This is a genomic window from Pseudomonas putida, assembly GCF_022627325.1.
GTDB lineage: Bacteria > Pseudomonadota > Gammaproteobacteria > Pseudomonadales > Pseudomonadaceae > Aquipseudomonas > Aquipseudomonas putida_X.
Window position 1 is genome coordinate 87,407 of sequence record NZ_JAETZZ010000008.1, and the last position, 23,582, is coordinate 110,988.

At 57.1% G+C, this 23,582-nt stretch carries 22 protein-coding genes and 3 pseudogenes; 15 read left to right on the top strand and 10 right to left on the bottom strand.

Annotated features, from left to right (window positions below):
- The first annotated feature begins 19 nt into the window (after positions 1–19).
- From JNA92_RS14100 to JNA92_RS14110, 3 genes and pseudogenes are all read left to right on the top strand, one after another.
- Positions 20–934, top strand: a complete 915-nt coding sequence (locus JNA92_RS14100; RefSeq protein WP_241805268.1) for a LysR family transcriptional regulator — start codon at positions 20–22, stop codon at positions 932–934.
- A gap of 236 nt (positions 935–1,170) precedes the next feature.
- Positions 1,171–1,593: a hypothetical protein gene (locus JNA92_RS14105; RefSeq protein WP_241805269.1), complete on the top strand. Its 423-nt coding sequence runs from the start codon at positions 1,171–1,173 to the stop codon at positions 1,591–1,593.
- A 222-nt stretch (positions 1,594–1,815) separates the two neighbouring features.
- A pseudogene (locus tag JNA92_RS14110) lies at positions 1,816–2,253 on the top strand (GNAT family N-acetyltransferase).
- A 105-nt stretch (positions 2,254–2,358) separates the two neighbouring features.
- Here the strand turns inward: JNA92_RS14110 and JNA92_RS14115 are convergent.
- A complete protein-coding gene (locus JNA92_RS14115) occupies positions 2,359–3,012 on the bottom strand; it encodes an NADPH-dependent F420 reductase (RefSeq protein ID WP_241805270.1) in 654 nt (217 codons plus the stop codon).
- A 137-nt stretch (positions 3,013–3,149) separates the two neighbouring features.
- Between JNA92_RS14115 and JNA92_RS14120 the strand changes: the two genes are divergently transcribed.
- Complete coding sequence (locus JNA92_RS14120; protein WP_241805447.1) at positions 3,150–4,058, top strand: LysR family transcriptional regulator; 909 nt, start codon at positions 3,150–3,152, stop codon at positions 4,056–4,058.
- Between the two features lie 608 nt (positions 4,059–4,666).
- Here the strand turns inward: JNA92_RS14120 and JNA92_RS14125 are convergent.
- Complete coding sequence (locus JNA92_RS14125) at positions 4,667–5,368, bottom strand: type 1 glutamine amidotransferase domain-containing protein (RefSeq protein ID WP_241805271.1); 702 nt, start codon at positions 5,366–5,368, stop codon at positions 4,667–4,669.
- Between the two features lie 94 nt (positions 5,369–5,462).
- Positions 5,463–6,083, bottom strand: coding sequence for a TetR/AcrR family transcriptional regulator (locus tag JNA92_RS14130; protein ID WP_241805272.1), 621 nt, complete (start codon positions 6,081–6,083; stop codon positions 5,463–5,465).
- A gap of 102 nt (positions 6,084–6,185) precedes the next feature.
- Here JNA92_RS14130 and JNA92_RS14135 point away from each other — a divergent pair, with 102 nt between their 5' ends.
- Positions 6,186–7,622: a coniferyl aldehyde dehydrogenase gene (locus JNA92_RS14135; RefSeq protein ID WP_241805273.1), complete on the top strand. Its 1,437-nt coding sequence runs from the start codon at positions 6,186–6,188 to the stop codon at positions 7,620–7,622.
- 160 nt (positions 7,623–7,782) lie between these two features.
- Positions 7,783–8,790, top strand: a complete 1,008-nt coding sequence (locus tag JNA92_RS14140; protein ID WP_431312462.1) for an acetoacetate decarboxylase (ADC) — start codon at positions 7,783–7,785, stop codon at positions 8,788–8,790.
- 61 nt (positions 8,791–8,851) lie between these two features.
- Here JNA92_RS14140 and JNA92_RS14145 read toward each other — a convergent pair whose 3' ends face one another.
- Positions 8,852–9,292, bottom strand: a complete 441-nt coding sequence (locus JNA92_RS14145) for a MerR family transcriptional regulator (protein ID WP_241805274.1) — start codon at positions 9,290–9,292, stop codon at positions 8,852–8,854.
- A 329-nt stretch (positions 9,293–9,621) separates the two neighbouring features.
- Here JNA92_RS14145 and JNA92_RS14150 point away from each other — a divergent pair, with 329 nt between their 5' ends.
- Positions 9,622–10,554 (top strand): NAD-dependent epimerase/dehydratase family protein, encoded by a 933-nt coding sequence (locus JNA92_RS14150; RefSeq protein ID WP_241805275.1) that lies wholly within the window; start codon positions 9,622–9,624, stop codon positions 10,552–10,554.
- A 38-nt stretch (positions 10,555–10,592) separates the two neighbouring features.
- Here JNA92_RS14150 and JNA92_RS14155 read toward each other — a convergent pair whose 3' ends face one another.
- Positions 10,593–11,672 (bottom strand): saccharopine dehydrogenase family protein, encoded by a 1,080-nt coding sequence (locus tag JNA92_RS14155; protein WP_241805276.1) that lies wholly within the window; start codon positions 11,670–11,672, stop codon positions 10,593–10,595.
- Positions 11,673–12,075: 403 nt separating this feature from the next.
- Here JNA92_RS14155 and JNA92_RS14160 point away from each other — a divergent pair.
- Both JNA92_RS14160 and JNA92_RS14165 read left to right on the top strand, forming a co-directional pair.
- Positions 12,076–12,333: pseudogene (locus JNA92_RS14160) on the top strand (aldehyde dehydrogenase family protein); the annotation flags it as partial.
- Between the two features lie 227 nt (positions 12,334–12,560).
- A pseudogene (locus tag JNA92_RS14165) lies at positions 12,561–13,416 on the top strand (IS1182 family transposase); the annotation flags it as partial.
- Here the strand turns inward: JNA92_RS14165 and JNA92_RS14170 are convergent.
- Entirely contained in the window at positions 13,371–13,523 is a 153-nt protein-coding gene (locus JNA92_RS14170) for a hypothetical protein (protein WP_241805459.1), read from the bottom strand. The pseudogene JNA92_RS14165 and the gene JNA92_RS14170 overlap by 46 nt on opposite strands.
- A gap of 91 nt (positions 13,524–13,614) precedes the next feature.
- Between JNA92_RS14170 and JNA92_RS14175 the strand changes: the two genes are divergently transcribed.
- The 3 genes from JNA92_RS14175 to JNA92_RS14190 all read left to right on the top strand — a co-directional run bounded on the left by JNA92_RS14175 (position 13,615) and on the right by JNA92_RS14190 (position 15,051).
- Positions 13,615–13,899 carry a hypothetical protein gene (locus JNA92_RS14175; RefSeq protein ID WP_241805277.1) on the top strand — a complete coding sequence of 95 codons (285 nt, stop codon included), beginning with the start codon at positions 13,615–13,617 and terminating at the stop codon, positions 13,897–13,899.
- A gap of 501 nt (positions 13,900–14,400) precedes the next feature.
- Positions 14,401–14,643 (top strand): hypothetical protein, encoded by a 243-nt coding sequence (locus JNA92_RS14185; RefSeq protein WP_241805278.1) that lies wholly within the window; start codon positions 14,401–14,403, stop codon positions 14,641–14,643.
- A 144-nt stretch (positions 14,644–14,787) separates the two neighbouring features.
- Positions 14,788–15,051, top strand: coding sequence for a DUF3077 domain-containing protein (locus JNA92_RS14190; RefSeq protein ID WP_241805279.1), 264 nt, complete (start codon positions 14,788–14,790; stop codon positions 15,049–15,051).
- Positions 15,052–15,473: 422 nt separating this feature from the next.
- Here the strand turns inward: JNA92_RS14190 and trbK are convergent, their stop codons facing one another.
- On the bottom strand, positions 15,474–15,719 hold the full coding sequence (trbK, locus tag JNA92_RS14195; RefSeq protein WP_241805280.1) for an entry exclusion lipoprotein TrbK: 246 nt from the start codon (positions 15,717–15,719) through the stop codon (positions 15,474–15,476).
- 915 nt (positions 15,720–16,634) lie between these two features.
- Here trbK and JNA92_RS14200 point away from each other — a divergent pair.
- The 3 genes from JNA92_RS14200 (at position 16,635) to JNA92_RS14210 (ending at position 19,094) form a co-directional block, all read left to right on the top strand.
- Positions 16,635–16,877, top strand: coding sequence for a hypothetical protein (locus JNA92_RS14200; RefSeq protein WP_241805281.1), 243 nt, complete (start codon positions 16,635–16,637; stop codon positions 16,875–16,877).
- Between the two features lie 145 nt (positions 16,878–17,022).
- Complete coding sequence (locus JNA92_RS14205; protein WP_241805282.1) at positions 17,023–17,286, top strand: DUF3077 domain-containing protein; 264 nt, start codon at positions 17,023–17,025, stop codon at positions 17,284–17,286.
- A 419-nt stretch (positions 17,287–17,705) separates the two neighbouring features.
- Positions 17,706–19,094 carry an FAD-binding oxidoreductase gene (locus JNA92_RS14210; RefSeq protein ID WP_241805283.1) on the top strand — a complete coding sequence of 463 codons (1,389 nt, stop codon included), beginning with the start codon at positions 17,706–17,708 and terminating at the stop codon, positions 19,092–19,094.
- A 36-nt stretch (positions 19,095–19,130) separates the two neighbouring features.
- Here JNA92_RS14210 and JNA92_RS14215 read toward each other — a convergent pair whose 3' ends face one another.
- From JNA92_RS14215 to JNA92_RS14225, 3 genes are all read right to left on the bottom strand, one after another.
- Positions 19,131–20,387: an NADH:flavin oxidoreductase/NADH oxidase family protein gene (locus JNA92_RS14215; RefSeq protein ID WP_241805284.1), complete on the bottom strand. Its 1,257-nt coding sequence runs from the start codon at positions 20,385–20,387 to the stop codon at positions 19,131–19,133.
- Positions 20,388–20,574: 187 nt separating this feature from the next.
- A complete protein-coding gene (locus JNA92_RS14220; protein ID WP_241805285.1) occupies positions 20,575–21,054 on the bottom strand; it encodes a MerR family transcriptional regulator in 480 nt (159 codons plus the stop codon).
- 211 nt (positions 21,055–21,265) lie between these two features.
- The gene (locus tag JNA92_RS14225; RefSeq protein WP_241805286.1) at positions 21,266–23,317 is read right to left on the bottom strand and encodes a TonB-dependent receptor; all 2,052 of its coding nucleotides are present in this window, start codon (positions 23,315–23,317) and stop codon (positions 21,266–21,268) included.
- Positions 23,318–23,582: the final 265 nt, after the last annotated feature.

Below are 23,582 nucleotides of genomic sequence, written 5' to 3' on the forward strand. Positions count from 1 at the left end.
CCTATTGAGATTGTTAATAATGACGACCCTGGAGGCCCTGCCCGAGCCCAAGCTGCTGCAACTGTTCGACGTGCTGTACCACTGCCGCAGCGTGACCCGCGCCGCCGAGCAGTTGGGGCAGAGCCAGCCGACCATCAGCATCTGGCTGGCGCGCCTGCGCGAACAATTGAACGACCCACTGTTCGTGCGCACGCCGGGCGGCATGGCCCCTACCCCGCGCGCCGACCAGCTGATAGGGCCGTGCCGCGAGGTGCTGGAATCGCTACGGCGGCTGACCGCCTGGGAGCCGCAGTTCATCGCCGCCACCGCGCAGCGGCGGTTTCGCCTGTGTGTCAGCGATGCCAGTCACATCACCTTGCTGCCCAGCATCCTCAACCATTTGCGCAAGCATGCGCCGGGCATACGCCTGGAGGCGGCGCGGATCGATGGCAATACCGAGAGTGCCCTGGAATCGGGCGAAGCGGACCTGGCCATCGGCTTCGTGCCATGGCTGGGAGGGGGGATGTATCAGCAGGTGCTGTTCGAGCAGGACTGGGTGTGCCTGAGCAACCCGCAGCATCCGCGCCTGGGCAAGGGCATGAGCCTGGAGCGGTATCGGGCCGAGGGGCATGTGCAGATCAGTTTCGGCACCGGGCAGAAGCTGCTGGAAGCGGGATTGGCGCGGGCCGGGATCGAACGGCGAATCATGCTGGAGCTGCCGGCGTTTCTCGGCTTAGGGATGATAATCGGGACTACCGATCTACTCGCCACCTTGCCGCGGCATATCGGCCGGACACTGGCCGACATGCATGGGCTGCAGGTCCATGACTGCCCGTTCGAAGTTGAAGGGTTCACAGTCAAACAGCATTGGCATGCCCGATATCATCAGGACAGTGGAAACCGGTGGTTGAGGGAAGTCGTTCGCGGATTGTTTCAGTCCGCAAGCCAGGCATGACGTTGTTTCGACTTAGCGCGCGCATGTGGTTCAAGCAGTGTGCTTTAGCCGTAAGCGGATCTTCGCGAAAGACGGATTTAGGTCGAAAACAGTCAACCCCGACCGGCACCTTTCGCCCCATAGCAGACCTCCGGTTTTCTGAGGTTCCACTGAGCTTTACTGCCCCTGTATTCTCACCACGTTCATATCGGGCTCATAGCGGTCCTGGAAGATAATCATGGAAGAAGGGAAGAGCAATGGCTGCTGAATATAACTGGGTACTGGTCCTCGGGGCTGTGCTGAGCCTCATGGCGGCAACGCTGCATGTGGTCGCTATCATTATGGGGCCCTCGGGTTATCGGCTGTTTGGCGCCGGCGAGCGTTTCGTCCGCGCTGCCGAAAAAGGCAAAATTCATCCGCCTCTCATCACGCTGGCCATCGCACTGGTTCTCGTCTCTTGGGCTGCCTATGCACTCTCCGGTGCTGGGATAATCAGGCCGCTGCCGCTGCTGCGTCCGACGCTCGTCGGGGTAACGCTCGTCTACCTGGTGCGGGGATTAATAGGGCCGTTTTTCCTGGCGGGTACGGGGCGCACGATACAGTTCATTGCGGTCAGTTCAGCGGTCTGTACCCTCTTTGGTCTCGTTCATCTCGTGGGAGTGATTCAGATTGGGTCCTGATGGCACAACGGATGGCTACCAGTTCTGGTATGGGGCTCTGGCCCAGTTCGCCTTTTACTTGATTGCGGATATGGATCGCTCAGGGGGCAGTCCACTACCACAAAACGCCGCTGCATTCACTGGCCGCTTCGGGTCGAAAGCTGCCATTTGCGCGTCTACTGCCCGCCCATCAAGATCTCGTGGCAAAGAAGACTTCGCACCAATTCAAGGAGGATTGACCCCATGAACCTTCAACAACTCACGCACCTGCCGCAACAAATGGCTAACCTTGAGAAAGAGGCAGTTGCAGAAGGCTTTAGGTTTCTCACCAGACTGATTTCAGAACGGAATTCCGGCACCAATCGCTTCGATGCGCCCGACGAATTCCTCATGGCGGCCTATCTGAACCAGCGCTTGGTGTGCATTGCAGGTTTGTCTGTTGATCCGTTTACGCATGACCGTACAGGAAGGTTGTGACGTGTGTATGTGGCGCCTGCATCGCGCGGGCAGCAGGTTGGCCGCAGACTGGTAAGCGCATTGCTTGCCCACGCCGCGTTGCACTTTGAAAGTGTGCGTCTGTACACCGACACCTCAGAGGGGAGCGCTTTTTATCTGCGCTGCGGCTTCACTCGAACAGACGACGCTCACGCGACCCACATAGTCCAGATCAAAAACCCCTGAGGTTTTTGGCTATCGTCCAGAATCTAACGGGCGCGACCTTAGGCCTGGAAGATTCTTTACGTGCAGTCTGTCCAACTCGCTCAGACCTTCGCGCCACAGTCTTCATCACATTCTCCATGCACCTTGAGGCTGATCGGGCCCATCGTCGGCCAAGGCTTCGCGCAGGCCAGCGATGTCCAGCGGCCGGCAGTAGGCCGGACGAGCCCGCTCGAAACGACGACCTTCTGCGAGGACACCCGCATCGACCACATCAAACCCGAACCGCTCATGCAGATTGATGACCCTACGCTTGGCGTACGCGTCATCACCCGCAATCGGCAATGCCCGGCGCCACATCGAACTGTCCGGATGTGAATGTGCAATGAGATCGCGCTCCAGAATGGCGTTGAATGCCTTGACCACCCTGGCACCGGAGAGATGCCGCGCCAATATCTCGCTGGTGGTGCTTTCATGGTTGTCCAGTTCGGCGATCTGACCGTCACGCTGGGGATAGTAGTTACCAGCATCCAGCACGATCGTGCCGGTAAACGCCTGTACTGGCAGCTCTGAGTAGCGGCCAAAAGGAATAGCGAGTAACACCAGGTCGCCAAACGTTGCGGCCTGCTCGACCGTTCCGACCTGACATCCCAGCGATGCGACAGTGCTGGTCAATGTATGGGGCCCGCGCGAGTTGCTGAGCATGACCTCGCACCCATTTTTCATGGCGAGGGCAGCGATTGCCCGGCCGATAAATCCCGCTCCGATAATGCCGATTCGCATTGCTCAACTCCTGCTTTCCAGACAGATATTGCTGAAAGGCCCTTGCCCATCAGCTCGATAGTCAGGATGCTATTTGAAATCGGACGGATTAAATATTGGCTTTAGATTGCGAGAGTCGAAACCATGAGTACTGAATGATGGACCAATTGCAAAGCATGGCCGTGTTCATCAAAGCCGCAGACAGCGGCTCATTCTCCGCGGCCGCAGAAGCTCTGGGCATGTCTTCGCAGATGGCTGGCAAACACGTCAGCTCTCTGGAAGAGCGTCTGGGCGTGAAGTTGCTGAATCGCACGACACGTCGGCAAAGCCTGACCGAGATCGGCCAGCAGTATTACGAACGCTGCAAGCGGGTGCTGGCCGAAGCCCAAGCCGCCGACGCCGTGGCCGAGAACTACACAGAAGCGCCACGCGGCCGGTTGCGCATCAGCGCCCCTGTGACCTACGGGTCCTACTGCCTGATGCCACTGTTGAACCGCTACCTGCGTCGATATCCGGAGGTAAAGGTAGAACTGTCGCTCAATGACCGCTTCGTGGATCTTGTCGATGATGACTTCGAGGTCGCGATCCGCATCGGGAAGCTCGACGACTCCAGCCTGATCGCTCGTCCATTGGCCCCCTACCGGCTGATTGCCTGCGCCGCCCCAAGTTACCTCGCCGAGCACGGCACCCCACTGTCGCCCGACGACCTCACCGGTCATCATTGCCTGGGATCAAACGCCTGGCCCGCGACGGTGTCAGGCGAGTGGAGAATGCTGGGTGGAGAAAATCTGCAACAGCTCGCCCGGCAAAGTCGGCTTCAGGTCAACGACGCGCGCGCACAGCGTGCTGCGGCCTGCGACGGTTTGGGCATTATCGTGGGGGCTGAGATCATGCTCGCAGACGATATTCGTGAAGGTCGCCTGGTACGCCTCTTTCCCCAGCTCCAGACACCAGCACGACCGGTTCACCTGTTGTATGCGAGCGACCGGCGTATGCCGCCCAAGCTGCGCAGCTTTATCGAACAAGTGGTGGCAGAACTTGAAATTGATCCGGGTTCAATGAGGTGATGGTGTAGACGGGGCGCAGCCAGCGTTTGAGATCCGGCGCCGCCGATAAAGCCACCAGGCTTGGTTGGCCAATCGATGCATAGCGAAAAGGAAGGCTCAAGCGGCAAACTGCATGAATTTTATCTGGCCCATTGGTTAGCATCAGCAGTCATCGACAATGTAGGCCGGGCAAGCACCGACAAAGTTCGTCCTGCGGTAAAACCCTGATCATGAATTTTTCCGGTTAGATGCAATGGCAGCGGCTGCAACATTCATGAAGGTTCTGGCGATAGAGTTGGCTGCACAGCTCTGCCATCAAACAACTCCTTAATCCATCATGGCATCATGGTCGGTCAATCTCCGCTAAATGCAAAGTCCGCTAAGGGTCGATAGCGGTCACTCTTGACCGGCTACAATCGCCCCAGGCTGTGTGAAACGTTCGGGACGCTCCGGCTAGTTAGAAAATGCCGGGGGTTCGCGTTCCTACGCGAAATCTGGGTTAACTGAATAACCAAGCCATCACAAGTTTCACGTACGCTCGCGCCCTTAAGTGATGCGTTTGGCTTTTCACACAGCCTGGACCCAAAGCAGTCATTTTGGTCTTCGGCGAACGATCAGAAAAGCCGGCACTATAAGACCAGGGGCGGTTCAAGCAATGCCACTACCTGTCCAGCAGTCGCTCTGGCAGACTGCGGATTCTGGCCTGTCACCAAGCGGCCATCGACGACCACATGCGAAGTGAATGGCAAGAATGCTTTCTCGTAGCGCGCCCCCCGACGTTTCATTTCTTGCTCAGCGTTATAGGGAACCTTGCTCGCAACGCCCGCAAGCACTTCTTCGATCCAGGCGTAGCCAGTCAGACGACGCCCCTCTACCAGAAGACGACCATCAGACAGCCGCGTATTCAGCAGCCCGCAATACCCATGGCAAACCGAAGAAACGACCCCACCCTGCTCATAGATTTCGCGAGTCAGCCTCTGCAGCCCCTCGTCCTCAGGGAAGTCCCACATCACCGCATGGCCGCCGGTAAAATAGATGGCGTCGAAGTCGCAGGACACTAATGCCTGCGGACTTGAGGTGTTGGCAAGACGTGCCATTGACACCGGATTGTTCAACCAGGCTTTGCCGCTACTATCGAGCAATGGCCATTTGAGCGAGCGAGGTTCGAGGGGGGATTTCCCACCCAGTGGGCTCACCAGGTGCTGTTCATATCCTCTGTCAGCGAACACATGCCAGGCATGCGTCAACTCACCCAACCACAGCCCTGTGGGATGACTTGGGTCGCTGTAATGGGCAACGTTGGTAACGACGTGCAAGATGCGTTTGGTCATACCTGAATACCTGATCGGTGGTCGTTAGGCCAAGCATCGCCTTTATGCAGGCGAGAATTACTTTGTCATAAGCGCTGGATCCAGCGGCAGGCCATCAGGTCGCCGGATCACGTACCAAACCATCAAGCAAGGTCGTCAAGGCATCTTCAATGGCGTGGTCGCCGACCTTCGCCGGCACCAACCGGCTATCGATCGAAAGCAGGGTCAACCCATGGAGATGCGCCCAGCTCGCGGTCGCTTGTCCCATGGCAGAGCGGGCCCGGATAGTACCTTCCTCCTGACCTCGCTCCAAAACCTCGATCACCAGGTAGAAAGGTGCCTGGGCTCGGGGATCGACATGTATGTGCGCGGGGTCGCCCGCCTGTGTCGAGAACATCAACCGGTATAAATCCGGATTCTCCTCACCAAAAGCCAAGTAGGCATAGGCCATTGCCTGTAAGCGCTCCGGCGCCGACATCGTGGGTCGCATCGAGTCGTTCATCGCCGCGTTCAATCGCTCGAAGCCTAGTAGTGCCAACTCGTACAGCAGCGCCGCCTTGTCTGGAAAATGACGATACGGAGCCGAGTGACTCACTTGGGCTCGCCGGGCTATTTCGCGCAGGGTGAATTGCCAGCCTTGCTGTTCCTCTAGCGTCGCCAAAGCAGTATCGATGATGGTGCGACGCAAATCGCCATGGTGGTAGGGCTTTGCTTCGCAAATTTCATCAGATGACATACGGCTGCTCCACTCATGTTGACAGTGAACACATTGTCTTCCTAAGATCGGCTCAAATCAAGTTTACAGTGTCTACATTGCAATGACCTTGAGAGGTGCAAGATGACCATCGCCGTAACATCCATCCCTGCTGTCGACGCCGAAACCACGCTGGAGCAACAGCGTCGCGCATTTATCAATGACGGACCACCCGGCGTTGAGCTACGCAAAGCCAACCTGATCAAGTTGCGCGCGGCGGTGCTTGCCTGCCGACGTGATGTGGAGGAAGCGATCAGCGCCGATTTTGGCAACCGCTCAAGGCATGAAACAGACGTCATGGAGCTGCTTGGCGTGGTTCAGTCCATCGATTACCTGGTGCGGCACCTCCGGCGTTTCATGAAATCCGAGCGGCGCCACGTCGCGGCCTTTCACCGTAATGGCCGTGCTTATGTGGAGTACCAGCCTAAAGGCGTGATCGGCGTCATGGCACCGTGGAACTACCCGATAGCTTTGACCTTCATCCCCCTGGCCACCGCACTGGCTGCTGGCAATCGGGTGATGATCAAACCCTCTGAACTGACGCCACGCACCAGTGAGCTGATTCAGCGCATTTTGGCGAGTAGTTTCGCCGCCGATGAGGTCGCGGTAATACTCGGCGGTCCTGAAATAGGTGCAAGCTTTAGCGCTTTACCCTTCGACCACCTATTGTTCACCGGCAGTACGCAGGTTGGCCGAATGGTGATGCGGGCGGCTAGCGACAATCTGGTGCCGCTGACGCTTGAACTGGGCGGCAAAAGTCCTGTGGTTGTGGCCCCGGGGCATGCCGGACGCAATACCCTAGACAGCATTGTCTTTGGCAAACTCGCCAACGCTGGCCAGACGTGCGTCGCGCCGGACTACGTCCTGGTCTACGAGGATGATCTGGGTGAGTTCATCTCCCAGTACCGCGCTGCTGTCGCCCGTGCTTATCCGCAAGGCCCAACCAGCCCGGACTACACCTCCATCGTCAGTGACAGGCATTACACGCGGTTGCAGTCACTGATCGAAGACGCCCGCGCCAGGGGCGCCAAGGTAATTGAGGCTGGCGTGACGCCGGAGCGTGCGGTCGAGCGACCGCGAACACTGGCTCCGGTGCTGATCGTGGGGGCTGGTGACGATGCACTGGTCATGCGCGAAGAAATCTTCGGGCCTTTGCTACCTGTGCGCACCTACCGCTTCCTCGACGAAGCTATCGCCTATATCAATGCCAGGCCACGTCCGCTAGCGCTCTACTACTTCGGCAACGTGGGAGCCGACAGCGAAGCGCTTCTCAAGAGCACCACCTCCGGCAACGTCGGCATCAACAACACCCTGATGCACGTCGCGGTGGACGACCTGCCGTTCGGCGGCGTGGGCCCCAGTGGAATGGGTGCTTACCACGGTATCGAGGGTTTTCGGTCGATGAGCCATGCCAAGGGCGTGTTCGTTCAAGGTCGTTGGAACTTGCCAAGGCTGCTCCGGGCACCGTTCGGAAAACTGGCTGATTTTGCCCTCGCCTTCACCCTGCGGCCCCGGCCCTAGCAGCACGCCGAGTAGCTGAAAAAACTGATCATTGACGCCTTGACATTAAAGTTAAGTTTAACGTTAAGGTGCGTATGTAAGGTCCACCTAGCTCGGCGCCAAGCGAGATGCCTGGTCGCATTCATCAATGCGTGATGCAATTCACCGGAGAGACTGAATAGTGAAACTCGGAACCGTCGCCGCAGTGGCAGGTGCACTCCTGACGCCCATTGCCAACCTCACCATGGCGGACACTACCGGCATCCCCAAACATGCCGAAACCACGATGATAGATATCGCAGGGCACCAGGTACCCGTCGTAAAAGACGGCTTGTACGACCGATACCGCTCCAACCCTCCCCTGTCGGTGATCCAGGCCGAAGCGCCAGGTATGGACCTCAGTTGGTTCAAAGGCCTGAAAAAAACCAAGGTCGACATAGGCTTTGAGTCGTACTCGCCTAACTTCTACTACATGAACAGCAGGATTACAGCCGTTTACACGGCGGATATTGATCGGCTGCGCGCCTTGATGCCCGCTGAAGTGCTCAACCAGGTGCAACCCCTGCAGGTATGGCCGGGCCGCGGCCTGATAGCGTTCACGGCTTACACCTACGATTATTGCGACAACGACAGCTACAACGAAATTGCCTTGTCGATCATCACCAACAAACCAGGTAAGTCCAATCTCGGGCCATTCAGCTTGATCGGACAATCCATGTCCAAGGACTTCTGGGGTTACGTGCTCAAATTGCCGGTGAATACCGAGCTTGCCCGTGTCCGCGGTGTAGTGGGCTACAACCTGCCGAAATGGCTGACAGAGATCAACCGCCGAGAGGATGCCTCGAGCGTGTCCTATGACATCGTCGACGCGCAGACTGGCAATATCGATGTCGTCTTCAAGGCAAAAAAGCTCGACGACGTATCCAGTGAAGCCGGCCTGGTGACCAACAGCTTTACCAACCTCAACCATGCCGGCCAGTTGAGCTATGGCTATGCGACGTCTCGGCAGACCCGTCATGGGTCGAGCATGAACGCTGACTCCGCCGACCTGGTGCTGGGCGACGGTAGCCTGTCGACTTATATCCGCGCTTTGAAGCTGGGCAAGATGGTGAAATACGAATATGTGCCTGAGTTCCAGAGCGCCCTCTATGCTCCGAAGCCGCTGGCAGCATTGAATAGCGGTGACTGACCGCTACAGCCGCGCCGGCCATTGGGCCGGCGCTTTACTTCCCAGCAGACGTTGGCATGCCTCATTTGGTAGATGAAGCGCTCACTTTGTTCAAAGCGATCTCCTCGCGCAGACGGCCAAGCACACGTTGGGTGTTATCTACGCACTGCATGCCGTCTGGCTTGCTTTCAATGCCGTCGATTACCATCAGCAACTGCTCCTTGTTGCGAACCAAGCGCTGCTGTAACACCTCGATCTCCTCGACCTTGCGCTTTAGCCCGGAAAGTAGTTCGTCATGACGCCATCCTTGCGAACTCACCGGCAACAGGTTGCGGATTTCATCCAAGGTAAACCCTGCTGCCTGGGCGCTGGTAATCATCTCCAGTATCCAGACTGCATCATCTGAATAGTCGCGGTAGCCATTGGCCTTGCGCTCAACGGATTGAATCAGTCCGCTTGCCTCGTAAAAACGGATGCGCGAAGGGGCAAGGCCCGTGATTTTCGCAAGCGCTCCAATTCTCATACCACACCTTTACGGAAGTTCTGACCTTAAAGCTCACTTTAACCCCGTGATCACTAAAGAGCCAACTTGATTACGGATCTACGATCATAGGCTTGATCAAATCGGCCCAACCTATCACCACCCTGCGCCTACTCTGATCGGATAAACGTACGACAAGGCCTTGACCTTAAGGTTTACTTTAAGCTTAAGGTAAGTACCTAGGCTACGAGGCCCTTGCTCTGTCGCGCTCAAGGACGGCAGCCATAGCGTCGCGGCCGGCACAAGCAAGCGGGCCATCATCATCGCAGTTAGTAGAGAGAAACCTTCTATTGAGGTTTCCAGGAGACCAAATGCAAACCGTTTTAGGCGCAACTGGCCAGATTGCCATAGAGCTGGCACGAGAACTGAACCGGACTTTCACCGAGGATATAAGGCTGGTCAGCCGAAATCCGCGCAAAGTCAGCGACTCTGACACGCTGGTTGCAGCTGACTTGCTCGACGCTAGCCAGGCGGCCAAGGCCGTCCAGGGCAGCAGCATCGTTTATTTCACAGCCGGACTTCCGCCAGACACACAACTCTGGGAAACGCAGTTTCCTGTGATGCTGCGAAACGCTCTTGATGCGGCTCGCGCATCTGATGCCAGGTTCGTCTATTTCGACAACACTTATATGTATCCGCAGGATGATCGTCTACTGACGGAGAACACGCCCTTCGAACCGGTCGGTCGTAAAGGACAGGTTCGTGCGCGAATGGCATCGATGGTGTTGCAGGAGATGGAGCGAGGCGACATTCCTGTCGTCATAGGGCGAGCTCCGGAGTTTTATGGGCCAGGCAAGACGCAAAGCATCACTAACACCTTGGTTATCGACAACCTGAAGGCCGGCAAGCTACCTCGGGTCCCCGTGCGGGACGATACTCAGCGCACACTCATCTGGACTCCGGATGCAAGTCGGGCACTGGCAGCATTGGGGAACACGACAGACGCATACGGGCAGACCTGGCACCTTCCTTGTGACGACGAACGGCTGACCTACAAACAGTTTGTCACGCTCGCTTCTCAGATTTTTGGCAAGGACGCTACTTATAAAATTCTAGGTAAATTGACCCTGACAGCGGTAGGCCTGATATCCAAGCAAGTTCGTGAGCTGCGGGAGCTGTTGCCACGTTACGAGCACGATAACCTGTTCGACTCCTCGAAGTACAAGCAGCGTTTTCCGGATTTCAAAGTCACGACCTACCGTCAAGGGCTCACACAAATCTTGAATGAGCTTGGTAGCAGCTGAGACGGACTTCTAGTCCGCCTGGGCTGTAGCATTCTGAGCTAGCTGATCTGGAGAGGGCTCGATTCCGGCAGCTGGCTTACCAACCTTGAGCCAACCAGTTTGGCAGGTGTGTAGGTGCCAGGCACGGGTTCAGACTTCATGAGATATTCCACGACTGCCAGTGAGCCAGTAATCGTCAAACTGTAGCCATTTGCTGTGCATAGTCTGGCGGTCCTCTTTTCTCCGCGCGCGTTGACAACCTCACCCCAGACGAAAGTAGGCTGAAGGGCACGCTTTTCCTCGCTAGGCCCTTTCACCGTCCTGGCGATACGCGACTTGATCAACCTTTGCACCCAGGCTAATCCAAGCACCGGACGGAAATAGTTAGCGCGTTTGGCGTTGGTGATCATGCTTGGTGAGCCTGGAATGAATACTTCAATGTTGGGAATTCCGGTGGTGTGGTACGCGGTGGACACATCGCCCCAAGGAATAGTCATGGCATCTTTCTCGCCGTCGCCAAAGTCTATCCTGCGCACCTTGTAGGCGAGCGGCACACTTACTATTCTGCCGTCGCGGCGCACTTTACCGCCTTGCGCCAAGCCTTCGACCGAGGTCTTCGCAGTTCCTGGAGAGAATCCCGATCGAGAGTCAAACCCTAGCGATAGGTGCGTGGCGTCGGGAAGCGCCGCTTTCAACGCGGCTGCCACGCAGTCGGTCGGGATAACGTCAAAACCCACGCCAGGGCAAAGTACGACACCGGCTTGCTCGGCTCGCTTGCCCAACGATTGTGCCAACTCGAATACGGCAATCTCACCTGTAATGTCGAGATAGTGGGCGCCAGCGCGCAAGCAGGCGTCCATCATGGGTGCCGCAGTAGCCGAGAATGGGCCGGCACAGTTCAGAACTAGCAACTGGCCTTGGATGTGATCAGCCAGAGCTGAAGCCTCACCAAGCCCGAATACACAAAACGCCAACCCCAATTCAAGAGCAAGCGCTTGAATGCTTTCCTGGTTACGTCCGGCCAAAACAGGCCTAAAGCCTCGCCGTACGGCCTCCCGAGCAATGAGCTCCCCGGTATAACCGTTAGCGCCGTAAATCATCCAGCGCATCTCTGCTGGCGTATTTATTTTTGTTTCCATGCCATCGTTTCCTGATTCGTTCATGACCAACAACGTAGTAGCTGACCATCATCGATAAATTCGCTTCTCACAACTCGTCCGGTCTGCTCGCCACAACCTGAACGGTGACCATCCTGCGGATGCCTGTTAGAGGCATAGCGATGATGCACAGTCGCATAGCGACCGATTGCAGGCCTCAGCAGTGCTGGGAGCGTAACGTTCAAGCAAGCTTCAATGTCAACCGAAGTTTTCACCAGCGTCGGTGATGGTGCTCAAAACAGGTTGTGTCTTTCTCTGCTGATACGTTTGTGTTTTTTGGTTGGCTGAACCAGTGGACATGCGCCGGCTTTGAGAAATTGGGCAAGACGGTTGCTTCCATAGGTAATGCGCGGGCCTGAAGAACTGCGCGGTCGCGGTGGGTACCGCCGAAGAATCCATCGCCATCGCCATCGCCAACGACACGCCATATGGCCTGGCCGCTGGTATCTGGACCTCGGATATTTCCAAGGCCCACAAGACCGCCCGTGCCGTGCGCGGGGGCAGTGTCGGGGTCAACCAGTACGATGGCGGCGACATGACCGCGCCGTTCGGCGGCTTCAATCAGTCGGGCAACGGCCGTGACAAGTCGCTGCATGCGCTGGAGAAGTACACCGAGCTGAAGGCGACCTGGATCAAGCTGTGATTCCACGGGCCGCGAAGCGGCCTCGATTGTCGAGTCGTGTAAAGGAGCGTTGAACCCGTTCTGAGCCTCACAAGAACATTGAATCGCCTCTGCATTCACAGATACCTTTGAGCGTCCGGTTTTGGCTCATAGCTGCCCCTAGCAAACGGCAGCTATGGGTCCAGGCTGTGTGAAAACGCCCGCAGTTGTCTAACCTTCTGACCGTCGTGATCGTGGCGGGGACAATCATGAAGCGGTTCATCGAAGGTAAGGCTCGGACGCACGTCACATTGCTGCCAGAGTGCCTGGATGACTACATCACCGATGAAAACCCAGTGCGAGTGGTCGATGTTTTGTCGATGAACTCGACCTGAGCGCGCTCGGTTTCGCAGGCGTCGATCCGGCAGCAACAGGTCGCCCGGCCTACCATCCAGCGGTCCTGCTGAAGATCTACATCTACGGCTACCTAAACCGCATTCAGTCCAGCCGCCGGCTCGAGCGTGAAGCTGAACGCAATGTCGAGTTGATGTGGCTTACGGGGCGTCTGGCTCCAGATTTCAAAACCATCGCCGACGTTCGCAAGGACAACGGTAAAGCCATTCGCAGTGTCTGCCGTCAGTTCGTGATCCTCTGTCGCAACCTCAACCTGTTCTCCGACTCAATCATTGCCATCGACGGCAGCAAGTTCAAAGCCGTGAACAATCGCGACCGTAACTTCACCCAGGCCAAGGTGAAGGCCCGTATGCAGCAAGTCGAGCAGAGTATTGAGCGCTATCTGACAGCGATGGATTCGGCGGACCGGGCAATGCCGGAGGTGGCTGTGGCCAAGGCCGAGCGACTGAAAGAGAAGATCGAAACGCTGAAACAGCAGATGCAGAAGCTCAAAGACATTGAGCGCAGCTACTTCAAACCCCAGACAAACAAATCTCTCTCACAGATCCCGATGCTCGCTCCATGTCATTTGGTGGTCGGGGCAGTGGCACCGTTGGCTATAACGTGCAAACGGCCGTTGACGATCAGCAGCATCTGATCGTTGCGCATGAGGTGACGAATGTCGGTCATGATCGCGGCCAGTTGAGCAACATGGCGAAGCAAGCACGTGACCCTCCATTTGGAACGCTCAAGTACTGGATGGGGGCGATGCGTGCAAGCCCGGAAAAGACGTAGATCATGTAGCCGAGCAACATGAGCGGCATATCGACGGGAATCATGGATGTCCTTGTGAACCCTTACGTGGACGCCGCAGAATGTACCCATTGGCAGTGATGCCACAAGCCCGGACATAGAAGGACATCCCACGCAATGACGCCCGACGAGGCTTTGAAATTCACCCGCACGGTGGCTGGCCTTTCGATCACAACAGTGATCCTTGGCCCGATCCTGGCGCTTTACGTACTTCAGTCGCCAACCACTTCCCCCGTCAAGATCTCGGGCATTCTTGCGTTTGCGATCCTGGCGCTCACCAACGTGATTTCAATGATATTCAACGCGGTTTACTGGTTTATCCGGCGGGAGCCCAAATGGCTCTCGGTCACGCTCTTGGTTCAAGCCGGTGTCGCAGTTGCCACGTTAATTCCATTCTTATAACCCGTTCATTGCTTCGGCTGAGCAGCCTCAACAATGCTCATGAGGCCAATCCCCGCAACCGACTGGCAGGTCACCATCCAAGCGCTCGAATCCAAAATACCGAGCGTCACCGAGCCGCTCTTCCAGCCATGGGTGAAAGTGCTGAGCCATGACCTGTGGGGTTTCAAAACTCCGTCACCCACCTCTTGAGCGCTGGAAACGCCAAGAAATCAGATTTTGCCTCTTCCTTGTAGTCCATTTCCCAAACATACTCTCGCCGCACTTTTTCCGTTGCCGTCGCTTGGGCTGCGTTCTAGTCTCGGCGGGTCGTTGCTCATCAACGATACAGCTTTGACAGGCTGTGACGGCAAATAGTGTGCGGCCCCCTTATGGTGGCTGTACGTGCGGGCACGCTTGCGTGCGCCGGAACTTAGCTATTTCCGCCGGTCTGTCAACCCACGTACAGCTGCCACCCTTCTGTTTGACAGCAGATAGGTGGCAGCACAAAAAAGGTAAATAGCTATGTTAAAGGTCGTCCCCGATCCACCCCACAACCACCACTCCCTCGAAGACACGATCATCCAGGCTGCGGAGTTCGCCCTGTGCGCGCAGAGCGTGGCGCAGCAGGCTGTTTCGCTACAGCCCAGAACGCCCGCCTCGGTTCTGATGATGGCCTCGATGCATGAGCTCGAGTCGCTACGCGTGCTGCTCGAATCAGCCCTGATCCAGCTGCAGATGCCGAACGAACCACGCACCCTGCACTAGGCCGTTAAGCCTGTGTTGCCTGGGCGGGCGCTGTAGCCGGCAAGCCCGTACGCACAGCGCGCTGCGTGAGACCGGTGCTGAGCTAAAGGCGGGTTGTCCGTCATGACGTTCGCCCAGGCCCTAAACCTTCAGGGAGGCAACGCAATGACCCCAGATGACACCAAAGTCACTGTCGGTAAGACCACGTTCTACCAGGGTGAAAACCAGACCCACCCACTGTTTCGCATCGAAGCGGGCATCCCTTGCCAGAATGCCCGCGAACAGGCTTCAAAGCTGATGGGCTATGTGCGGGACCTGACCATCGAAGGCTTGATGGACGGTAAACCACAGCTGATCTGGGCCTCGCACTACCTGAGTGCGTTGGCCAAAGCACTGATGGATGATGCCGAGCTGGGCATGATGCACTGAGGGCTGAACTGCCTGACCATGGCGGACATCTGCAACCGGGGCCGCTTCGCGGCCCATCGCCGGCAAGCGCGGCTCCCACCGCGACCGCGCAATTCTTCAGGCCTGCGCTTTACCTATGGAAGCAACCGTCTTGCCCAATTTCTAAAAGACTAAATCTGTAATTTTTCTCACTGCTGCGCTTGCTTCAGGTTTCGCCATGGCGGTCGATGAGGCTGATTATTCAGTGTCAGAAGAGCATTGCACTCCTGAGTACTGGGAGACGCTACCAGATGGCAAAAAAACGGAAGATCTCATCGATAAGTGCGATGATCTGGAGCCATCCGAGAACGGCGGTTCTGGGCAATAGGTCCGCTGAGCGCGATCCGAAAGATAAGGAGCCCGTAGGCTCCTTATTGGCCGAGGTGGCTTGTCAGGCTAGATTCTCAGAAATTGTCTTCTGGGCTTTTCTTGAATTCCCAATTGGTCATTTTCTTCGCAGCGAGGAAACTCTTGCAGTTTGCGATGAACTCGTTACGGTTCGACTCTTTCGATAAGCTCGACAGATTCTTTTCGTACATCACCGGAGCACAGTTGTCTGCTGTCGGCTCGGGCACTTTTTCCTCCGAGCAAGCTGCCAAAACCACGGCCAATCCCATGGCTGCACCCAGCCGAGCCAATTTAATATCCATATTTTGATCCTTCAGTCATTGCGTTTAGCGTGGTAACGGACTCCCTCGAGCCCGGCGGTAGCCTAAAGCGTGGGGACGTGAAACGCCAGGTGACCATTTCCCTCGCCATACACCAATGGCCGTTTTGGGTCGACTCCGTTGCGCCGTGGTACATGCCTCCAGGCAATCAAATTGGTTGGCCGCAACGGGTCGAATGCGGTCACCATCAACTCATGGATCTGGCAATTTCCGCCGCCCCAGTCCAACCGATTTCCTTAGAGAGCGATGTGCCCGTCGCGGTGGCGTGCAGGACAGCGAAGGTGATTCCTCGGCGAGCGAACTCGGCATCAACAGCTTGCATCACGGCCAAGGCTAGAACTCAGCGGCGATAGGCCGGATGGACAAACACATTCAACTCCCTCCCCCGCTTACCCAGGGTTGGGTGCGATGGATAGGAAGGCCGGGCAATGCTCATAAGGCCAATCCCCGCAACCGACTGGCAGGTCACCGTCCAAGCGCTCGAATCGATGATACCGAGCGTCACCGAGCCGCTCCTCCAGCCATGGGTGAAAGTGCCGAGCCATGACCTGTGGTGTTTCAAGACTCCGTCACCCACATCTTGAGCGCTGAAACGCCAAGAAATCAGATTTTGCCTCTTCCTTGTAGTCCATTTCCCAAACATACTCCCGCCGCACTTTTTCCGTTGCGGTCGCTTGGGCTGCATTCTAGTCTCGGCGGGTCGCTGTTGTTCAGCGATCGGCTTTGACAGGCCGCGACGGTATTATGCATACGGCTTGCCTTCAATGGCGGCTGTACGTGCGGGCACGCTTGCGTGCGCCGGAACTTGCATAGTCCGCCGGTCTGTCAACCCATGTACAGCTGCCACCCTTCTGTTTGACAGCGGATAGGTGACCGCCTAATTGAAGGTACTATGCAATGCTCAAAATGGTCCCCGATCCACCCCACAACCACCACTCCCTCGAAGACACGATCATCCAGGCTGCGGAGTTCGCCCTGTGCGCGCAGAGCGTGGCGCAGCAGGCTGTTTCGCTACAGCCCAGAACGCCCGCCTCGCTTCTGATGATGGCCTCGATGCATGAGCTCGAGTCGCTACGCGTGCTGCTCGAATCAGCCCTGATCCAACTGCAGATGCCGAACGAACCACGCACCCTGCACTAGGCCGTTAAGCCTGTGTTGCCTGGGCGGGCGCTGTGGCCGGCAAGCCCGTACGCACAGCGCGCTGCGCGAGACCGGTGCTGAGCTAAAGGCGGGTTGTCCGTCATGACGTTCGCCCAGGCCCTAAACCTTCAGGGAGGGCAACGCAATGACCCCAGATGACACCAAAGTCACTGTCGGTAAGACCACGTTCTACCAGGGTGAAAACCAGACACACCCACTGTTTCGCATCGAAGCGGGTATCCCTTGCCAGAATGCCCGCGAACAGGCTTCAGAGCTGATGGGCTATGTGCGGGACCTGACCATCGAAGGCTTGATGGACGGTAAACCACAGCTGATCTGGGCCTCGCACTACCTGAGTGCGTTGGCCAAAGCACTGATGGATGATGCCGAGCTGGGCATGATGCACTAAGGGCTGAACTGCCTGACCAGGGCGAACATCTGCAACCGGGGCCGCTTCGCGGCCCATCGCCGGCAAGCGCGGCTCCCACGGGTACAGCGCATACCTGAAGGCTGGTGACATTCCTGGACTGCCTCCAGGGGTCAGCTTCTTGGGGGCAGTCCACAGGTGTGGGATTTCCAGGTCGTTAGTTGACGAGCCAACCTGCTGCGCAGGTTTCACGACGCTCGGACGCAAAACTAACATTGGCGAAGGCCTGGTAACGGCCATACTCCGATGTACGGTCAATTCAGCTAGTCTGCTTGGAAGTCCGAACACGCACGGTATTTTCGCTTCATAGCGAGGCAACGCAATTGGTTGACAATACGCAACTGCATAACGTTTCAGCGTCCTCGCCTACTCTCACTCGGCGACATCTACTCCAGGCAGGCATGACCGGGATTGCCGTCAGTGTGTTTGCGCCCTGGTCGTCATGGGCGGCACCATCGGGCGTCTTGGTGAACGATGTGACGATGCTCAATCCGATTTGGGTCAATCGCCTGTTCGCACCCCGCACCACTGGCGAAATACAGCGAGCGCTCGCTATGTCGTCAGGCCCAGTCAGCATCGGTGGTGGCCGTTATAGCATGGGGGGACAAATTGCGACCGAAGACAGCCTGCACCTCGACATGCGGCAGTTTGACCAGGTGATCCGATACTCGCCTGAGAACAGAGTCATACGCGTGCAAACAGGGATGCGGTGGCGTGACTTGCAGTCGGTCATCGACCCAGACGACCTCTCGATAAAAATCATGCAGAGCTATGCCAATTTCACCGTCGGCGGATCGCTCTCGGTCAACGCTCATGGACGCTACGTCGGCGCTGGCCCGGTCATCAACTCTGTGCGTTCTCTGCAACTGGTGCTTGCGGACGGTTCGGCATTAGAAGCGTCCCGCACCACGAATTCCGACCTCTTCTACGCTGCTATCGGTGGCTATGGCGCGATGGGGGTGATCACTGAGGTCGAATTGGACCTGGTGCCCAACACCATAATTGAACGTCAGATACAGCGCATGCCAGCGGCTGATTACCCGAGTTTTTTCAATGACCGAGTGCGCAACAACGAACAGGCCATCCTGCATAACGCCGATTTGACTCCCCCTTTTTTCGACACAGCCACGTCCGTCACTTGGCACACTTCGGACAAAGCGTTGACGGTCGCAGAAAGGCTGGTTGCGCCGGGGCAGTCTTACAAAATCAACCAGACCGTCATGTGGAGTGTGACCAAGCTTCCCGGCGGCCCAATGCTTCGCAAGGATGTGATCGATCCACTGCGTTATTTCAACCAACCGGTGGTACGGCGCAACTACGAGGCCAGTGCGGATGTCGCCTCGCTTGGCCCCATTGCAACCCGGAACGGTACCTACGCATTGCAGGAGTATTTTGTGCCGGTGGCACAGTTCAATGCGTTCGTGAAACAAATGGCCGCCATCCTCCAGGCGCACCGCGTTGACGCCGTCAATATATCCATTCGACACGCACCAGCCGACCCCGACTCGTTTCTGTCCTGGGCACGCGAAGAGGTGTTTTCCTTCGTGCTTTATTATTGGCAGCGCGTGGAGGTGGATGATCGCGAGCAGGTTGGTGTGTGGACACGCGAACTCATCGACGCTGCGCTGTTGCTTGGCGGTACCTACTACCTTCCCTATCAACTGCATGCAACGCAGGAACAGTTCTCAAGTGCCTACCCAAACGCTCGGCGTCTGCTCGCACTCAAAGCACAAGTCGACCCAGGCGATCGATTCCGGAACAAGCTCTGGGACAAGTACCACACGGGATAGTGGAAAGCTTGTGACCAGATTGGCCCTGCGCACGGGTCATCTTGCGTCTCTCAGTCCGTTGTAATGCTCCGACCTTTCACTCCATTTACGATACTGGCGAGTACGAAAAGCCATGTTGAGCTGTTGCAGGATCAGCGCGCGCAGCGGCGACACGCTCGGGTCGGGCTTTTTACCCCGGCTTAGTTTGCGCAATTGAAACTTCACTACCGCCATGTTCGCCAAGGCCGCGATTGCTTTGTTTTTCCAGGTGATCGGCGGTAATTCAGGGGCGTTGTCTTTCCCCTGCAACCAGGCACGAGGCAGGTGCGGATCGATGGCTAACGCCGTTCCCATGCCTACCATGTCCACCCCGCTCTGCACGACGCTTTCAGCTACCGGGCGGCGACGTATACCGCCGGTGACCATCACCGGCATTCTGGCGACGGTTTGGAGATCACGGGCAAACTCGACGAAATACGCTTCGCGAGCCAGGGTGCGACCATCGCGCGCGTGCCCCTGCATGGCAGGTACTTCGTAACTGCCTCCCGACAACTCCACCATGTCGACGCCCAGGTCATTGAGCAGCTCAACAACCTTTTTCGCGTCATCGGTGGTGAATCCTCCGCGCTGGAAATCGGCGGAATTGAGTTTGACCGCCACCGCAAAATCCGCAGAAACCACGGCCCTTACCGCCTTGACGATTTCCAGCAACAGGCGCGCCCGGTTTTCCAAAGCGCCACCCCACTGGTCGTTCCGTTGGTTGGTCAACGGCGAAAGGAACTGGCTCAACAAATAGCCATGGGCGGCGTGGATTTCCACACCGGTGAATCCGGCTTGTTCACCCAGGCGTGCGGTGTTGGCGAAGCGCTGAATAACTTCTTCGATCACGCCAGGGGTCATCGCGTGAGGCATGGCAAAACGCTTGGACATGTTGCCCAGTTCCAGCGGAACGGCTGATGGTGCCCAGGTTTTTTGCCCAAGATTGGACTGCATCTGCCGCCCTGGGTGGTTGATCTGCAACCAGAACTGCGCACCGCCGGATCGACCAATACGCGCCCAGCGCTTGAACTTGTCCAGTTGCTGATCGTCCTGTAAAACCACGCCCCCCGGCCCGGTCATGGCACGGCCGTCGACCATCACATTGCCGGTGATGATAAGGCCGGCACCACCGTCCGCCCACGCTTGATACAAACGCATGAGTGCTTCGGAAGGCGCCTGGTCGGCATCCGCCATATTCTCTTCCATGGCGGCTTTGGCGATTCGGTTCTTGACGGTCGAACCGTTGGGAAGCATCAGGGCGTCGAACACATTCATGGAGCAGTCCTCACCTGGATATGAGGCCACCTTAAGCTTGAAGTTAACTTTAAGGTCAATGCCTTTTTCAAGTTCAGGCGATTTTGAATCGCTCCTTACGGTATCGAAAACGTGTTCAATTGCCCAAAGCCGTGGCTGAGGCCGTGATGGCGGTGCTTTGTGGCGACAACGGGGCGCGCTGAGGCTGTCAGGCCCCGGACGCCTGGCGGGCGTTTTTTCTCGTGGGAGACTTCACCGCAGGTTTGCCGGAGGCTTGGCCAACCCCTTCTTCGCGCAAACGATTGATCAGCATTTGTGCATTGTCGGCACACGCCATGCCCTCGGGCTTATCCTCAATGCCCTTGATGACGAGCAGAAGTTGCGCTTTGTTCTGTGCGAGCCGTTGCTCCAGAACAGTGATTTCCTCCACCTTCTGTTTGAGTCCTGAGAGCAACTCGTCATGCCGCCAGCCACTGGCGTTCATCGGCATCAATTGCCGGATCTGCTGCAAAGAAAAACCTGCCGCTTGTGCGCCGGTTATCAGTTCCAGAACCCATTCGGTATCAGGCGCATAGTCGCGGTATCCATTGGCCTTGCGCTCGACGGAGCTGATCAAGCCTCTGGCCTCGTAGAATCGGATGCGTGACGGATTCAATCCACTGATTTTCGCCAGTTCGCCTATTCTCATGCCTCACCCTGAAATGCCTGTTGACCTTGAAGTTGACTTTAAACCTAAAGCCATCAGGCGGCCAGGCATCAGGTAGGCCCCTGCCACTTGCAACGCTTGCAACGAGCGGCTCGGCTTTTCGCGGCGAAGGGTGAACTGGCTTTTTGATCCCGCAGACCTCTTGAAGGCGTTAGATCGCCCTCAAGAGTCTCTTGGCCAATGCCCTGACCTGTCAAAGACTCATGTTTATCGAAACGAACGCTGAACGGCCTGGTGCTGGCGAGAACATCGCCTGGTCGTCGCCGCCCCAGAAGAAGTTGTCATACCAGACATATTCGTACTCACGGTCAAAGAGGTTTTTCACCTGCAGATCCACGCTGGTTGACGCGGTGATGCGGTAACTGACACTGGCGTCCACGACCACGAAACCACCGTACTTGCCCTGCTCGTTCTGCTCGTCGATGTAGTAGCTGCCTTGCGCCCGCCCCTGCGCCCCGAACTTCCAGTCGTCATTGTATCGGTAGTCCACGCCCAGATTGCTGATGTAGCGCGGGGTGGAAAATACCTCTTTGCCCGCCAAAGACTGGCCGTTCGCCGCGTAGGCCTTGACCACTTTGGCCTCCTGGATCGCGTGGGACGCCCATACCGTCCATTGATCGTCCAGCTGAGCACTGATCTGCATGTCCACGCCACGCCGGCGTGTTTCGCCAAGACCGACCGTGGTGCCAGTGCTGGGCATGTTAGCAACTTCATCGGTCGCATCCTGCTGCCACAGCGCAACCCGCGCTTGAGCCCCAGGGAATGGCTGAAACTTGATGCCGACTTCCTTGCCGGTGTTGATCGACGGGTCGTACGAGGTTTGCCCAGGCACCCTATAAGCTGGCCCGCCAGAGCCGGTAAGAATCTGGAAAGTACGCCCCCAGTTGGCGTAAAGGTCGATCTCCGGGGTGACGCTGTAGATGACGCTCAGCTTCGGCTGGCGGATCCAGCCATAATCCTGCAGGGATCCCTTGACCTCGCCAAGCGTCTCGCTGTTGCCAGAAAACTTGTCGACGCGCATGGCTGGGATGATCTTCAGCGCGTCGGTAGGCTGAATGACCGCCTGCACATAACCGCCAATATTGCGCAGGGTGTAAGTGTCGTCATTCTGCACACGTGCCGCAGGGGCATCGAAGTCGGTCGGGATCCCATAGCTGTAGCGCAGGCGACGATACTCATTGTCCTGCTCCTCGTAGTTGATGCCGCCATCCAGCGTCAGCACATCGTTAGCGCGCCAGGTCAGGTTACTGAGCATCCCGCGCTGCTGCTCATCCCACTGCCGACGCTGGCGTGGCGCGTTGCCGGGCTGGTAATCGGTGAACGTGATGGTTCGGTCATCGTTGTAACTGTTGTAGTACAACTTGCTGCTCAGGCTCAGGTCGTCGGCGAGCTGCCAGTCGGCGTGCAGGCTCAGCTGCTTCATGTCGCGGTCGTCACCGTCATTGGCGTTCTTGGCCGGCGATTGGGTGCGGCTGGCGTGCAGTTGTTCGCGGGTGAGGAAACCAGACTCTTGGGCCTGGTGGTGGTAAAGGCGAGCGATAAGGCCGACACGGAAGTCTTGTTCATCGTTGCTGACGAACCATTTGCCGCCAAGCGCATATTTGTTGGACTCACTGTGGTCGCGGAAACCGTTGCTGTCCTGTTTGGCGAGGATATAGTTCTGGGCGAAATTCCCCTCTTCATGCCCAACTGCCAACTGCACTTCACGCGTGTCGAAGCTGCCGTATGTCACACGGCTATCGACATAGTTCCCGCCTTGGCGGGTCGCGAAATTGATGTTGCCACCGATATTGTGCAGCCCATAGCGCGGATCGTTGGTACCGCGCACGACTTCGATGTACTCGATGTCCAGCGGAAAGATCATGTCAATGAAGCGCTGGTTACCACTGTTCACATTGCTCGGCACACCGTCGATCAAGGTCTTGATGCCGTTGATGTAGCCCTCGCCATTGAATGCGCGGAAGGTGACCTTGCCTGACTCGGCGCCTTGCCCTGTTTCAGTCAACTGGATGCCCGGCATCTGCCCCAACAGCTGCCAACTGTTCATCACATTCTTGTCTCGCACCTGATCGCCGCCCAGGACATCGACCGAGGTCAGCACATTTTCAGTGCTCAGGGCTATAGCGGCAGTTTCGGTGATATTCACATCACCGAGGATGATGGTGGAGTTACCCGTCTGTTCGGCGAGGATTTCAGGTGTGAACATTGCTGTGAAGATGGCTAACGAAGCTGGGGTGAATCGCATGAAGGTTCCTGAGGCGGGGTTGAGTGGTGGTTGGCGATAGCGACAGGAGGCAGGGCCTCTTTTTGCTTTATGAAAACGTTATACCATAACGTTACGTTCTCATGGAACGGGTTCATCGGACCTGTACCGCATCGTTCGCTGCGCTCTAGCGCGTCGATTTGACCTTGATTGCCATGGCCTTTTCGCCGAGCACGAGGGGCCTCTCCTGCCCAAAGCGCTACCACTTCACAACCTGCCGGGAATGGTCCTGACCTGACGTGGCTGG

Coding starts and splice junctions, on each gene's coding strand:
- JNA92_RS14100 (WP_241805268.1), top strand. CDS start 20: ATGACGACCCTGGAGGCCCTGCCCGAGCCCAAGCTGCTGCAACTGTTC.
- JNA92_RS14105 (WP_241805269.1), top strand. CDS start 1,171: ATGGCTGCTGAATATAACTGGGTACTGGTCCTCGGGGCTGTGCTGAGC.
- JNA92_RS14115 (WP_241805270.1), bottom strand. CDS start 3,012: ATGCGAATCGGCATTATCGGAGCGGGATTTATCGGCCGGGCAATCGCT.
- JNA92_RS14120 (WP_241805447.1), top strand. CDS start 3,150: ATGGACCAATTGCAAAGCATGGCCGTGTTCATCAAAGCCGCAGACAGC.
- JNA92_RS14125 (WP_241805271.1), bottom strand. CDS start 5,368: ATGACCAAACGCATCTTGCACGTCGTTACCAACGTTGCCCATTACAGC.
- JNA92_RS14130 (WP_241805272.1), bottom strand. CDS start 6,083: ATGTCATCTGATGAAATTTGCGAAGCAAAGCCCTACCACCATGGCGAT.
- JNA92_RS14135 (WP_241805273.1), top strand. CDS start 6,186: ATGACCATCGCCGTAACATCCATCCCTGCTGTCGACGCCGAAACCACG.
- JNA92_RS14145 (WP_241805274.1), bottom strand. CDS start 9,292: ATGAGAATTGGAGCGCTTGCGAAAATCACGGGCCTTGCCCCTTCGCGC.
- JNA92_RS14150 (WP_241805275.1), top strand. CDS start 9,622: ATGCAAACCGTTTTAGGCGCAACTGGCCAGATTGCCATAGAGCTGGCA.
- JNA92_RS14155 (WP_241805276.1), bottom strand. CDS start 11,672: ATGGAAACAAAAATAAATACGCCAGCAGAGATGCGCTGGATGATTTAC.
- JNA92_RS14170 (WP_241805459.1), bottom strand. CDS start 13,523: ATGATTCCCGTCGATATGCCGCTCATGTTGCTCGGCTACATGATCTAC.
- JNA92_RS14175 (WP_241805277.1), top strand. CDS start 13,615: ATGACGCCCGACGAGGCTTTGAAATTCACCCGCACGGTGGCTGGCCTT.
- JNA92_RS14185 (WP_241805278.1), top strand. CDS start 14,401: ATGTTAAAGGTCGTCCCCGATCCACCCCACAACCACCACTCCCTCGAA.
- JNA92_RS14190 (WP_241805279.1), top strand. CDS start 14,788: ATGACCCCAGATGACACCAAAGTCACTGTCGGTAAGACCACGTTCTAC.
- trbK (WP_241805280.1), bottom strand. CDS start 15,719: ATGGATATTAAATTGGCTCGGCTGGGTGCAGCCATGGGATTGGCCGTG.
- JNA92_RS14200 (WP_241805281.1), top strand. CDS start 16,635: ATGCTCAAAATGGTCCCCGATCCACCCCACAACCACCACTCCCTCGAA.
- JNA92_RS14205 (WP_241805282.1), top strand. CDS start 17,023: ATGACCCCAGATGACACCAAAGTCACTGTCGGTAAGACCACGTTCTAC.
- JNA92_RS14210 (WP_241805283.1), top strand. CDS start 17,706: ATGACCGGGATTGCCGTCAGTGTGTTTGCGCCCTGGTCGTCATGGGCG.
- JNA92_RS14215 (WP_241805284.1), bottom strand. CDS start 20,387: ATGAATGTGTTCGACGCCCTGATGCTTCCCAACGGTTCGACCGTCAAG.
- JNA92_RS14220 (WP_241805285.1), bottom strand. CDS start 21,054: ATGAGAATAGGCGAACTGGCGAAAATCAGTGGATTGAATCCGTCACGC.
- JNA92_RS14225 (WP_241805286.1), bottom strand. CDS start 23,317: ATGCGATTCACCCCAGCTTCGTTAGCCATCTTCACAGCAATGTTCACA.